General features: G+C 55.9%; 11 protein-coding genes, 2 pseudogenes and 1 riboswitch. Of the genes and pseudogenes, 10 read left to right on the top strand and 3 right to left on the bottom strand.

Going from position 1 to position 12,623, the window contains the following annotated elements; translation table 11 throughout:
• Window positions 1-76 precede the first annotated feature (76 nt).
• Complete coding sequence (gene thiC / locus FIU93_RS30920) at window positions 77-1,885, bottom strand: phosphomethylpyrimidine synthase ThiC (RefSeq protein ID WP_152508056.1); 1,809 nt, start codon at window positions 1,883-1,885, stop codon at window positions 77-79.
• A gap of 91 nt (window positions 1,886-1,976) precedes the next feature.
• Window positions 1,977-2,102: riboswitch (TPP riboswitch) on the bottom strand.
• Between the two features lie 269 nt (window positions 2,103-2,371).
• Between thiC and repA the strand changes: the two genes are divergently transcribed.
• The 10 genes and pseudogenes from repA (at window position 2,372) to FIU93_RS30965 (ending at window position 10,237) form a co-directional block, all read left to right on the top strand.
• Window positions 2,372-3,565, top strand: a complete 1,194-nt coding sequence (gene repA, locus FIU93_RS30925) for a plasmid partitioning protein RepA (protein ID WP_088665297.1) — start codon at window positions 2,372-2,374, stop codon at window positions 3,563-3,565.
• A 3-nt stretch (window positions 3,566-3,568) separates the two neighbouring features.
• The gene (repB, locus tag FIU93_RS30930; protein ID WP_152508057.1) at window positions 3,569-4,570 is read left to right on the top strand and encodes a plasmid partitioning protein RepB; all 1,002 of its coding nucleotides are present in this window, start codon (window positions 3,569-3,571) and stop codon (window positions 4,568-4,570) included.
• Window positions 4,571-4,793: 223 nt separating this feature from the next.
• Complete coding sequence (gene repC / locus FIU93_RS30935) at window positions 4,794-6,050, top strand: plasmid replication protein RepC (protein ID WP_062492133.1); 1,257 nt, start codon at window positions 4,794-4,796, stop codon at window positions 6,048-6,050.
• Between the two features lie 114 nt (window positions 6,051-6,164).
• Window positions 6,165-6,407, top strand: a complete 243-nt coding sequence (locus tag FIU93_RS30940; RefSeq protein ID WP_082809967.1) for a type II toxin-antitoxin system Phd/YefM family antitoxin — start codon at window positions 6,165-6,167, stop codon at window positions 6,405-6,407.
• Complete coding sequence (locus FIU93_RS30945) at window positions 6,404-6,811, top strand: type II toxin-antitoxin system VapC family toxin (RefSeq protein ID WP_062492135.1); 408 nt, start codon at window positions 6,404-6,406, stop codon at window positions 6,809-6,811. Before FIU93_RS30940 ends, FIU93_RS30945 begins: the two co-directional genes overlap by 4 nt.
• Before the next feature lie 224 nt (window positions 6,812-7,035).
• The gene (locus FIU93_RS30950) at window positions 7,036-7,242 is read left to right on the top strand and encodes an antitoxin VbhA family protein (RefSeq protein ID WP_062492137.1); all 207 of its coding nucleotides are present in this window, start codon (window positions 7,036-7,038) and stop codon (window positions 7,240-7,242) included.
• A gap of 64 nt (window positions 7,243-7,306) precedes the next feature.
• Window positions 7,307-8,197, top strand: a pseudogene (locus FIU93_RS31835) (Fic family protein); the annotation flags it as partial.
• 96 nt (window positions 8,198-8,293) lie between these two features.
• Window positions 8,294-9,025 (top strand): BID domain-containing protein, encoded by a 732-nt coding sequence (locus FIU93_RS31840; protein ID WP_228148177.1) that lies wholly within the window; start codon window positions 8,294-8,296, stop codon window positions 9,023-9,025.
• A gap of 275 nt (window positions 9,026-9,300) precedes the next feature.
• Window positions 9,301-9,645 (top strand): DUF736 family protein, encoded by a 345-nt coding sequence (locus FIU93_RS30960; protein WP_062492226.1) that lies wholly within the window; start codon window positions 9,301-9,303, stop codon window positions 9,643-9,645.
• 304 nt (window positions 9,646-9,949) lie between these two features.
• Window positions 9,950-10,237 carry a hypothetical protein gene (locus tag FIU93_RS30965; protein WP_062492139.1) on the top strand — a complete coding sequence of 96 codons (288 nt, stop codon included), beginning with the start codon at window positions 9,950-9,952 and terminating at the stop codon, window positions 10,235-10,237.
• 157 nt (window positions 10,238-10,394) lie between these two features.
• Here FIU93_RS30965 and traG read toward each other — a convergent pair.
• Both traG and FIU93_RS30975 read right to left on the bottom strand, forming a co-directional pair.
• A pseudogene (traG, locus tag FIU93_RS30970) lies at window positions 10,395-11,915 on the bottom strand (Ti-type conjugative transfer system protein TraG); the annotation flags it as partial.
• Window positions 11,916-11,978: 63 nt separating this feature from the next.
• Window positions 11,979-12,530, bottom strand: coding sequence for a recombinase family protein (locus FIU93_RS30975; protein WP_152508059.1), 552 nt, complete (start codon window positions 12,528-12,530; stop codon window positions 11,979-11,981).
• Window positions 12,531-12,623 lie beyond the last annotated feature (93 nt).

Here is a 12,623-nt window from a genome sequence, read left to right on the forward strand (position 1 = left end):
CATCGAGCGGTAGGCCATCGGGCGAAGGGAGCCCTAAACCCCTCCCCTCGAATCTCCCCTCCCCTCTGCGAATGAACTACAGATCCTTTGGCATGTAGAGATCGCCGCCAGCACGATATCTGACTGCCATCGCCTCCATGCCCTCTTGACGAGCAGCGTCGCGGATATCGTGGGAAATCCGCATGGAGCAGAATTTCGGACCGCACATGGAGCAGAAGTGCGCGACCTTGTGGGCTTCCTTCGGCAAGGTCTCGTCATGCATCGAACGGGCCGTTTCCGGATCGAGCGCGAGGTTGAACTGGTCCTCCCAGCGGAACTCGAAACGGGCGCGCGACAGGGCGTCGTCGCGGACCTTCGCTGCCGGATGACCCTTGGCGAGGTCGGCGGCATGGGCGGCGATCTTGTAGGTTATGACACCGGTCTTCACATCATTGCGGTCGGGAAGGCCGAGGTGTTCCTTCGGCGTGACGTAGCAGAGCATCGCCGTGCCGAACCAGCCAATCATCGCGGCACCGATGCCCGAGGTGATATGGTCGTAACCCGGCGCGATGTCGGTCGTCAGCGGTCCGAGCGTGTAGAACGGCGCCTCGCCGCAGACCGCAAGCTGCTTGTCCATGTTCTCCTTGATCTTGTGCATCGGCACATGACCAGGGCCTTCGATCATGACCTGGCAGTCTTTCGCCCAGGCGATCTTCGTCAGCTCTCCGAGCGTTTCCAGTTCGGCGAACTGCGCTGCGTCGTTGGCGTCGGCAATCGAGCCCGGACGCAAGCCGTCACCAAGTGAAAAGGAAACGTCGTAGGCACGGCAAATGTCGCAGATCTCCTCGAAATGCTCGTAAAGGAAGCTCTCCTTGTGATGATGCAGGCACCACTTGGCCATAATCGAACCGCCGCGCGATACGATGCCGGTAACGCGGTTGACGGTGAGCGGAATGTAGGAGAGCCGGACACCGGCATGGATGGTGAAATAGTCGACGCCCTGTTCGGCCTGCTCGATCAGCGTGTCGCGGAAGACTTCCCAGGTAAGGTCCTCGGCAATGCCGCCAACCTTTTCCAGCGCCTGGTAGAGCGGCACCGAGCCGATCGGAACCGGCGAATTCCGGATGATCCATTCACGAATGTTGTGGATGTTGCGCCCGGTCGATAGGTCCATGACGGTGTCGGCGCCCCAGCGAGTCGCCCAGACCATTTTCTCGACTTCCTCCGCCATCGACGAGGTGACGGCAGAGTTGCCGATATTGGCGTTGATCTTCACCAGGAAGTTCCGGCCAATGATCATCGGCTCCGCTTCCGGATGGTTGATATTGGCTGGGATGATCGCGCGCCCGCGGGCGACTTCCTCGCGGACGAAGTCCGGTGTAACAAAATCCGGGATCGCCGCGCCGAAGCTCTCTCCATCACGGGGAAGCTTTTCGTTTGCAGCCTTGCGACCAAGGTTTTCCCGGATGGCGATGAATTCCATCTCTGGCGTGATGATGCCGGCGCGGGCATAGGCGATCTGGGTGACGGTCTTGCCGTCTTTGGCGCGGCGCGGTTTCTGCAGGTTAGGGAATTGCAGTGTCAGGCGCTCGCCGGTGGCAAAGCCGTTGTCTTCCGGCTTGACCATGCGGCCCTCATATTCCTCCGTGTCACCGCGGGCGGCGATCCACTCGGCGCGAAGGCGCGGCAGTCCCATTTCAATATCGATCGCCTGGGTCGGGTCGGTATAGGGACCGGAGGCATCATAGACCGTGACGGGCGGTTCGCCGGCGGCCGGATGGACTGCGATCTCGCGCACTGGTACGCGGATATCGGGATGAATTTCGCCCGGCTTGTAAACCTTTGTAGAGGCAGGCAGCGGCCCCTTGGTGATTTCGGGCGTAATAGTCTTGGTGGCAATGTTCATTCTGAGGCTCCAATCTTTCAAGTTGGAGACCCAGTTCGAAGCCGGAATGATGGAAAGACGCCATGACGCTCCGGATTCTGGGCAACGTCGTACTGCAGCGCTTGCACCGTCCCTACGCCAGTATGAACTGGATCAGGTTCAACGGGTCACTGCGCTGCCATCAATCAACGGCCCAGCAGTATCTCAGCCCCTTGCCGGGGCACCCCTGGTAACGTTGCCATCGGCCATCATCCACGTGCGTTTGTCAATACAGAGATGCTTGGCTCGACGAGGAAGTGCTGTCACTTTGGCGGCAAAAGGTTGAAGGAAATGTGCCGGGTGACTCCAAAAAGTTGTCCGCGGACAACAATGCGAAGTTCTTGTCGAAACTAGGCTGAAAAATGCACTTGGTTAAGCGTTTGTAAATTGGTAACGAATCGGAGCATATTGTAACAGCGCAGTTTGAGGCGTAGTTTTCAAAAATGCGCAGTTCGAGGATTTTTCGAGATGGACACCAATCTTCTGGTTGAAGGTGCTGCTGAACACCTGCCAACGACACTTTCGGCGGACGCGAATGAGCTCGCTCATCAATTGCAGATACATCAACGAAAAATCTTTCCACCTGCTTCTCAAAAGACTATCCGAAGATTTTCGCCTGCAGAAGCAGCTAAATTGATTGGCATTAAGGAAGGCTATTTACGTCAGGTCGCCGCTGATGGGCATGGCCCCGAACCAAACGAGAACGGTAGGCGCACATATTCTGTCGAGGACATGGATCATATACGTCAGGTCTTGGACGAGAAAAATGGCACGCCAAAATATGTGCCGATCCGTCGGGGAGATGAAAAGCTTCAGGTTATCACTGTAATGAACTTCAAAGGTGGTTCCGGAAAAACCACCACATCTGCTCATTTGGCTCAGTTCTTGGCGTTGCGTGGATACCGCGTTTTAACAATTGACCTTGATCCACAAGCATCATTGTCAGCGATGTTCGGACATCAACCCGAACTAGATGTCGACGAGGGAGAAACGCTTTACGGTGCTATCCGTTATGAAGACCCTCGAGCCTTAAGCGAAATCATTCGATCCACATATACGCCAAACCTCCATATTGTTCCAGGCAATCTTGAATTGATGGAATTCGAGCATGAAACGCCCAAAGCAATGTCTGAAGGACGTTCAGCGTCCATGTTTTTCGCCCGAATAGGGGAGGTGCTGACAAGCGTTGAAAGCTATTACGACGTTGTAGTCATTGATTGCCCACCTCAGCTTGGCTTTCTAACGATGTCGGCCTTAAGTGCGGCCACAGGAGTATTGATCACCGTACATCCACAGATGTTGGACGTTATGTCTATGTCCCAATTTCTTTCTATGACAGCTGAATTGATGAGTGTTGTCGAAAAGGCCGGAGGGCGTACCAGCTATGATTGGATGCGTTACTTGGTTACTCGCTTCGAACCAAACGATGGACCACAAAGCCAGATGACCGGGTTTATGCGTTCAATATTTGGAAATCGCATGCTTCAACATGCGATGCTTAAATCTACTGCTATTTCTGATGCCGGTGTTACCAAGCAAACTTTGTATGAAGTCGAAAGAAGCCAATTTGTGCGCGGTACTTATGATCGCGCAATGGAATCTATGTCTCTCGTGAACCAGGAAATCGAAGACCTCTTAAACGTGACTTGGGGACGGAGGTAAGGGATGGCACGCAAAGACCTGATCAGTTTTTCGTCGGACGAGGATGGTGAAATCCAAGGGGATCCAAATAAATCGGATCGCCCACTGGCGGGCATCACGCCAAATAGACGGTCAAGTTCACCGGTTGGAGGCATCGCAAAAACTCTTGGCTCACTCTCAAGTCAGATGGACCGTGCTAGTGAATTAGAACGGCAACTGTTGGAAGGACAAAAGGTCGTTGAACTGGATCCCTCTCAAATAGACGATTCATTTGTTCGCGACCGTTTGGAAGCGGACCCGGAAGTCGAGAGGGACTTTGTTCAACAAATCGATGAGCACGGGCAATTAGTACCAATCCTTGTTCGTCCAAACCCGGCTCAAAAGGGTCGCATGCAGGTGGCATTCGGCCATCGTAGACTTCGGGCGGCCAGAAGCCTCAATCGAAAGGTCAAGGCTGTCGTTCGGGAGTTGAACGATGAGCAACTGGTCGTTCTTCAAGGGCAGGAAAACAGTGCCAGAACCAATCTTTCCTATATAGAACGTGCGTTGTTTGCAGCGCGATTGGAAGACCAAAAGTTCAAGCGGAATGTCATTATATCTGCGCTCAAAGTGGACAGAGCGGCTGTATCAAAAATGATCAAGCTGATCAGAGAATTGCCCGTCGAATTGATTGTTGCGATTGGCGCCGCTCCTGGTACAGGGCGACGAAAATGGATGGAACTTGCTGAGTTAGCAAAATTGGTTGATTGGAAGCCACTTCGAGAAATGTTGTCCGCGGACAACATCGCAGAGCTGACTTCGGACGAGCGTTTCGAATTCGTGCTTCGCAGCGCGAAGAAAGCAATAAAGCCGAAAAAACCAAAGATGGTGGTCCAACATGTTGAGCACGTACCGGTGACGATCAGATCGACCAAAAGCGGCACTACGTTCACCGTAAATGGAGCTAAAGCTCCAGGATTCGATGAGTTTTTGAAGGCTCAACTGAACAGTCTCTATGCGGATTACATGAAAGAGAGGGGGGAGTAAATGAGGCTCTAAACGAAAGAACCCGCCACAAGGGCGGGTCCAAACTTGAGATAAGCACGAGTGCCTATGCTCTATGTGTAGCAGCTAAAATCATAGAATCACTTGTAGCGCAACGCAAGTTCTGTCTTTGAGCAGAGCACGATTTCTTGCGTCTTTTTGCTTGTCTCGCATCTGAACACTCAGTGTCCGGTCGCGTTTATGCGCTTCCGGCAAAGGAGGACTTATGTCTTCGTCTCAGCAGATTGCGAGTTTTCGCAAGGTGTCTGCCGGGATCCTTGCGAGCGCGCATCTGGCGTCCCAGGAGGATCGGCCGAAGGTCACCAAAAAGGAAATCTCCCTGGTTCTGAAACGCGTCGCGCCGGCGCTTGGTATTGATGGCACGGCCTACCATGTCCTGGATATTCTCCTGGGCCTCGTCCAGGCGGACGACTTCCAGACAGGGAAACGGCCGGTGGTGGCGATCTCAAATCAACGGCTCGCCGAATACACACGGCGCACCACACGCACCGTCACCCGCTGCCTGAAGAAGCTCGTCGAAGCCGGAGTGCTTGCCTATCGGGACAGCCCGACTGGGCGCCGTTATATGTACCGCGGTTCAGACGGAGATTTCGCGCAGGCCTACGGGCTCGACTTCACGCCTGCATGCTTCAACTTGGAAGCCTTCAAGGCTCAGGCGGATGCGTTCCAGCGCCGGATTAAGGCAGAGCAGGAAGCCAAGCGGGCCGTCACGCGCTTTTCACGGGCGATCGCCGACGTGGTCGAATTGGAGCCTGCGGAGTTTCACGGCTTTGCAGCACGGGCCCATTCAGTTGTGAACCGGGATGAACTGACTGTCGTGGAAAAGGCGGGGATCCTGGAAACGATCTACACGGAAATTCTGGCTCTCCATGACGCCCACTCGTTGGAAATAAAGGATAAATTGTCATCCGCGGGTGACATTGATGTCAGCCCTTTATCTATTACAACCCAAACCGACTCTCTTAGAAGTAATTCTCAGCGGACTTGCTCTAACGAGCAAGACACTAAGTTTCCTTCTGACAACGGCTTCGCCGTTGAAATGGCTCTTGAAAAAGAGCCTTGCGGCGGTCGCTCGGAAACACAACGGCCGAAATCGCAAGCGGGCAGGGCAGGACCAAGCAAATTACCCGAAACCAACCTGGATGGCGTTTCCATAGGACTCATCCAGTCGGCATGTTCATCGGTACAGGCAGAAACCGGGATCAACTTGAACAGTTGGCCAGCCCTTTGTGGAGCTGCTGAACAGTTGCGCCTGCTGATCGGCCTAAGTCCAGCCGGATATCAGCTCGCTGTCGAGCGGCAAGGCAGATATCTGGCCGCGGCCTGCCTTGTGGTTGTCGCAGAGAAGGCGCTGCGGGATCCGGAGCACATTGCTTCGCCCGGCGGGTATTTCCGCGCCATGATTGACAGGGCAGGGGAGGGCAAACTCCACCTTCACAAGTCTCTGCATGGGCTGGTGTGAGGCGGTGGACGCGCGGACCGGGCGGCGAAAACTTGCGCTGACCACACGATAGACTTGGAAATCGATGAAGAAAATGCTATCTAGCTAGATAGCTAGCCAGTTAGTGAGGGCGAGATGATTTCTCTTCAAGATGCAAAGAACAGATTCAGCGCTGTGGTTGAAGCCGCAATGGCTGGCCGGCCTCAGGAAGTGTCCCGCAGAGGCAAACCAGCTGTCGTCGTTATTTCCTCGGAAGAGTATCGCCGGCTTCTCAGAGAAGCGAAGGGGCGGCGCGAGAGCTTTGCAGACCATGTCCTCAGCTTCCCGGGAGAGGGCATTGAGCGATCAAAGGTAACGCCCCGGGATGTCGAATTTTGATCTATGTTCTGGATACAAACGTGATTACTGCCGCAAGGCGTGCGGAAAGAGCGCCCAAGGTCGCTGCCTGGTTGTCGGATAAGCCGGAGGAAACGCTCTATGTGAGCGTTGTCACGCTTGGCGAAATTGAAAGAGGAATCCGGCTTCAGGAACGGCGGAATATGGATTTTGCCAAGCATCTTCGTCAGTGGTTGGACCGGACGGTTTCAATGTTTGGAGACCGGTTGTTGGAGTTTACCGCATCAGATGCCTTATGTTGGGGTGAGCTCTCCGCGAGAATTGGTCACAACGGCGCTGATCTGATGATTGCTGCTCAGGCTTTGACCCGTAACGGATGGGTCGTTACCGGGAACGCGTCTGATTTTGAACCGACAGGCGTGCAACTTGTCGATCCATTCGTTTGATTGGAAGTCTTGATTGCCAGATCCGCGTTCGGTGACGAAATCCGGGATAAGCTTTGCCGATCGCTCGCTTGCAAGGCCGGACCTTCGGTAGATGAACGGCAAACACGCTCGGCATTCGCCTTCGACAGCCAAAAATGCTATTATAGGTTAGAGAGTTAGGAACTTTTCCCGGTTCAGGCTCTCTATGGCGTCAGTTGCTAGGTCCGTAGTTTGGAGACTACCCCATGAACGTTCATTCCTCCCGTCCAGATCGTTCCCCGGAAGCCGTGGAACAGCGCCGCAGAGCCATTGAGCAAGCCACCGCAGCGAACAAACGGCAGGGCTATGTTCATGATCCGGTTCTGGAAAACGCCAACGCTCGCTATGTCGCCGGCGACATAACGATTGAAGAGCACCGCGCCGAGATGATGGCCCGCTTTCAAAAGTCCTGAATTCCCTTCAGAGAAGGTCCAGGCCGCCCCGGAATGGGCGGCTTATTTTTGTGAGGAATTCTGTTTGAGCAACGAACAAAAAGGCTCTTACACCTATCCGGACGTTCCAGGGGATCCGGAGCGCTCAGGCGTCCTGCGGAACAAGTTGAACCTCAGAACCCGAAGTGATCTGACGACCGCCGAATACGCGCTAACGACCTCGCGGATGGCAGAAGTCGTTCAAGGCCGTGGCCCCTCGGGCAACTTCGACGCTGCTCACTTAAAAGCCATACACCGCTTCATTTTTCAGGATGTCTACGAGTGGGCAGGGCATACCCGGAACGAATGCCCTGTCATTGATGGCGAGCGCGTTGAGCCGATCGGCGTCATATCGAAAGGCGGAACGTCCTTTTTGCACGGTTCCCGTCTGGAATTGGGCTTGAACGAAGCCTTGAAGCCGATTCAAGACCAGAGTGTCATGAAATCGGCCACCCCGGAAGAATTCGCCAGACGGGCGGCCCTGGCGCTGTCGGAGCTCAACTACGTTCACCCCTTTCGGGAAGGCAATGGCCGCGCCCAGGAAGCCTTCATTACGATGCTCGGTCAGCACTATGGCCGCGAGGTGGATTTATCCGTCATCACCAAGGCACGCATGATCGAGGCCTCCATCGAGACGACCCACGATCCGAAAAGCCCGTTGATGCAACATCTCCTCGAGGACTCCCTAAATCCCAATCGGCGGGAGGCCATCCGGGGCGCACTCTCGGATCTGGAACGGCTTGGAGAGAACCCGTTCGACTACAATGTACGCGCATCCCGTCCAGGCGAAACCCTGACCGGTCAAATCCTGGGACACAGCGACCGCGTTGCCAGCCTGTTGACCGAAAAGGGCATCGTCGCGCTGGACCGGGCGGACCTTCCTGTCAGGTTGCCGGCAGGCGATGCAGAAATCACGATCACGGTCCAATCGGATTTTTCCATTCTGGGCCAGCCGCCGGCACAGAATGCCGAACGTGTTCTTAGCTCCACCAAGGAGCGCCTTGAATCTCTCGTTTATGAAGCCGCCGGCGTCATGGTGCCGGAAAAGGTGCTCAGCCCCGAGGTGACGAGAGAGGAGCTGCAGGACCGGCTTGCGGTTTCAAAAGCTGCCATCAAATCGACCGAGAGCCTGGAGCGCCATCTCAAGGTCGTCTTCGCGGATCCTCAAAAGGTTATCAATCGGGTGAAAGACGCCGCAGAACTGGGCAAACTTGGCGATGCCTCGCTGGCTTATGAATTGAAGGACGGTCCCGAGAAATTCGGCAAACTCGCAGGGCGAGGCGGCATAACTTCCAGCCGCGAAGAGCGGCTTGCGCGCCGGAATGCCCTTGCCGGTACCGTGAACCTGCGTGCCATCGTGGAAACCCACATCAACGTGGTGCACGGGATCCGCAAGACGATGGCCCAGGAGCGCCGCGCCGTTGTCGACCAGGCGCGGGTTGAGGTCAGCGCGCCAAGCCAATCGCTGATGAAAGCCATTCAGGAAACCATGCCGTTGACCGAGGCGCACAAGGCCGAGCTCCGGCAGGTGATGGCCACGCTGGAAAAACGCTTCGGCACGGACTTGAGGGAGATCCGTGCGCACATGAAGCCTGAAAGGCATGCGGAGCTCTCCCAGAAACACGGCCTCGATCCCAAACAGATAGAGCGGGTGAAGAGCACCTTGAAAGTGCTGGACAAGGGGCAGGTTCGTGTTCGACAGGAAGCCCGCAAGCTGGAACAAGCGAAGTCGGCGGAGCGAGGCAAGGGCGGGCCAGTCCGCTAGCCAGGCGAAACAGATTGCGGAGAGGGCAGGGGGCCGGTCATCTTCCGGTTCCCATTGGAGCTATCCGAATATGCCGACGATTGGACAATACGGCCTTGAGCTCGTCCTCAACCTTGGGCGCAAAGAATTTCCCCGCCGGTTCCCGGCTCCTCGCTACCCAAATTCTTCCCGCCCTGCGGTCCTGCACTGGCGTTGCGGTCCCTTCGGGGTGCGGCCCGCGCTCTTGGCGGCCGTTCTTTTTGTCCATCGGCAATTCGAACAAAAGGAACCGGAAGATGACCGACAACCTCACCAACTACATCCAGTTCGCCGGTGACAAGCTCACAGGCAACATTGCAACTCTGGCCTTCGACGTCGATGTGACCGGCGAAGCCTTGCACAGCGACAACGAGAAAGCCCCCAAGTTCCGGCTCTATGCCAAGAGCCCAGCCGGCAAGCGCATCGATATCGGTGGCATCTGGGAGCGAAACAACGCCAACGGCGATCCGTACTTTTCGCTCACCATCAACACGGGCCACTCGAAGTTCTACGCGAACCTCGGCCGGTATCCGGATCAGGATGACGATGCACTTCAGGCCGTCATTCCGAATGACTATCTGAACAGCGATCGCCGGGGTTAATCCCCCGGCCTTCGGGCCGATGAAAGGCCCAATTGATCTCCGGGCTTCGCCCTGCGCGCTCCGCTTGCCGATGAGGCATCACCCAGCCGGGAGGTTTATGCTTCTTCTGTGAAAGCCCATCGTACTCCAACTCCTCACGAGTAAAGGATGAGCGGTTCCCCCAATTTTCACGCGGCCACGCTGCGCGCGTCCACGAGAAAATCGGCTCCCCCACTCACCGGCTCCGCCGGCCGCTGCGCGGTCCTTGACTCCCTCGTCGTGCAGAAGTGGGGACCTTTCGTCAGAAAAACGAAAGGACAAATCAATGATCAATCAAGTCAACACCATCGACGGCGGCAGTGCAGCTTACTGGGCCGAGCTCCGCGAGGCTTATCAAGTGATCGCCAGCGTGCAGTTTCGACTAGACGCTCTTAAAACGGAACCGCAGTACTGCGGATTTGTCGATGCTTACGGCGAACAGGAAGTCTTTGAAAACGTTGAACCGTGGGATCGTCTAGCCGCCGCTCAAGAGGCACTGAAGGCCAACCCGCGCGCCCTTGCCATTCTGGAGGCGTCAGGCCGGACAGCCGCATTTCTCGATATTGGCTTTTGAAACGTTCAATCGCGAGAGGGCGAAAGCCCTCTCGCAGTCTTCATCATGGTGACAGCCTGGCGCGCATCGAGCGCGCCAGACCGTCTTGGTAGGGTATCGCCGAACTTCTATCCCCAGGGACCTACCCCGATAGGACGTTTGATAATCCTGCTTTTCATCAGTTCTTCGCCTGGCTTGAGTTGCCAAACCGGGACGCGCCGACTTTCTCGGTCATGTCGTTCCGTCGGAAGAACATGGCCCGGCCGCAACGCAGTGGTTCGTTGCCGCTGGTGAAGATGATCTGTTCGTCGGATCGCATTTGCAGAACTTCATGCGGCTGGATGAGAGGACGCTGAGAGAGCTGGCGGGACCGGTTACGGGTGACATGACCACCGCGCGAGGAGCGGCTGACCTGTTCCACCTCGATTGTCGTCATGCCGCAGCGGTCGGAAATGTACCGGGCCGTGTCCGGATCGTTGATCGCGGAGAAGGAGACCCAGGACGCGGATTCGAACCACTTGGACGTGGCATCTTTCCCGCCGAAGGCTTCCCGCATCTGTCCGAGAGACTGAAATAGCATCAAGAGCGAGATGCAGTATTTGCGACCGGCATCACGGGCCGTCTCGATGATGCGCATGTAGCCGAGGCGCGCAGCCTCATCCAGCATGAAGAGCACCCGGCCGTTGACGTTGCCGTCCCGGTTATAGACAGCCTTCAAGAACGCACCGATGATCACACGGGCCATGCCGGGATGATTTTCCAGAGTGGACAGATCGATGTTGAGAAAGATCGTCGTCCGACCGTTGGTAATCGTATCCGTTCCAAACGTGTTGCCGGATACCAGCGCCGCATAGTTGTCATAGGAAAGCCAGTGCGTTTCCTTGGCCGCGGTCGCATAGACGCCCGAGAAGGTCTGAGGCGTCATGTTGATGAACGGACCGACAAGCTCTTTCACGAACTCGGTCGGAGCCGTGTCGTGGATGTCGGCCAGGAACTCTTTCAGGTTCTCCTCCGGTTTCGTCAGAATGCTCCGCACGGCGCGCAGCGACCGACTTCCCGTGGCGTTCTCTTGATCGGAAAAGACCACATGCGCGATTACGCTGGTAATGAGCTGTTCCGCATTGGTGCGGAAGAAGTCATCGGCGCCGGATGCAAGCCGCGGCTTTTCCGACATGAGCCAGGCCGCGACCGTCGCAATGTCCTCTTCGATTGACGAGCCGAACTGTCCGACCCAATCGAGGACATTGAAACCGACGTCAGATTCCTTTGGATCGAGACAGATAACCTTCTGTCCCATCGCGCTGCGGCTCTCAGATACCATCGGCGCTATCTCTGTCGATGGATCGAGGACGACCATCGAACCAGGATATTTAAGGCAGGTCGGAATGACTACCGATGTCGTCTTGTAGCCGCCCGATCCGGCAAAGACGATGCCGTGGGTTGATCCAAACCCCTGATCGAATGCAACGAGGGGAGCCTTGCCGCCTTTGCCCCAGGTCTCCTTATGGCGCGGATCGAAATTGACCTCCGTCACGCTATCCTTATCGACCCGGTAGCGCTCACCCAGGACAATTCCGCCTTGCTCCGGAAAGATCCTTGCAGCCATCGCGTTGTCCATCCAGTCGCTTTCGCCATGGATGGCCCGTCGGCCGGAAACGCGTTTCGGCCGATTGACGCCGAACGCCGTGTTTCCTTTCAGGGGTCGAGTCCGGCTGAGTGCAGAATAGGGCGTTAAGCCCGGATTGGGCTTATGTAGTCGAGCTCAGGCTGCGTTTTCGGTGAGATAGCGATAGATGGTGGCCTTAGAGAGGCTGTATTCAGCCATGAGGTCTTTGATCAGCGTACCTTGAGCACGTTTTTCGCGGAGCTCTGCGATCTGTTCATTGGTTAGCGCAGGCCGCTTGCCGAACTGAACGCCGCGATCTTTCGCCTTCTTGATTCCGTCCATTTGCCGTTCGGCCCGGATCTCAGTCTCGAATTGGCCGATAGCACCCAGCATGTTGAACAACAGACGACCAGATGCATCGGATGTGTCGATGTTCTGGTCGAGGACGACAAGATCGACGCCCTTTTCGCGCAGCGTCTCCGCGACCTGACATAGGTGCAAAGTGGATCGGGCCAGTCGGTCGATGCGCGTTACAATCAGCTGGTCGCCTTCACGGACATAATTCAGACATTGCTTGAGCTGAGGGCGGGCATCGGTGGTGCCGCTGCGCTTTTCTTCGAACAGTTTGTCACAATCACTCAGCTTTTCACGCTGCACGTCCAGAGATTGTCCGACTGAACTGACACGGGCATATCCAACTTTGGCCATTGGGTCTCATATAAACTAAGGGTTCATGCGACAACCATGTTGAGACATTGAAAAAGACATGGCAAGCCTGATGTCTCAATATGTCTACTTTCA

It is taken from the genome of Labrenzia sp. THAF35 (assembly GCF_009363595.1).
GTDB classification, from domain to species: domain Bacteria; phylum Pseudomonadota; class Alphaproteobacteria; order Rhizobiales; family Stappiaceae; genus Roseibium; species Roseibium algicola.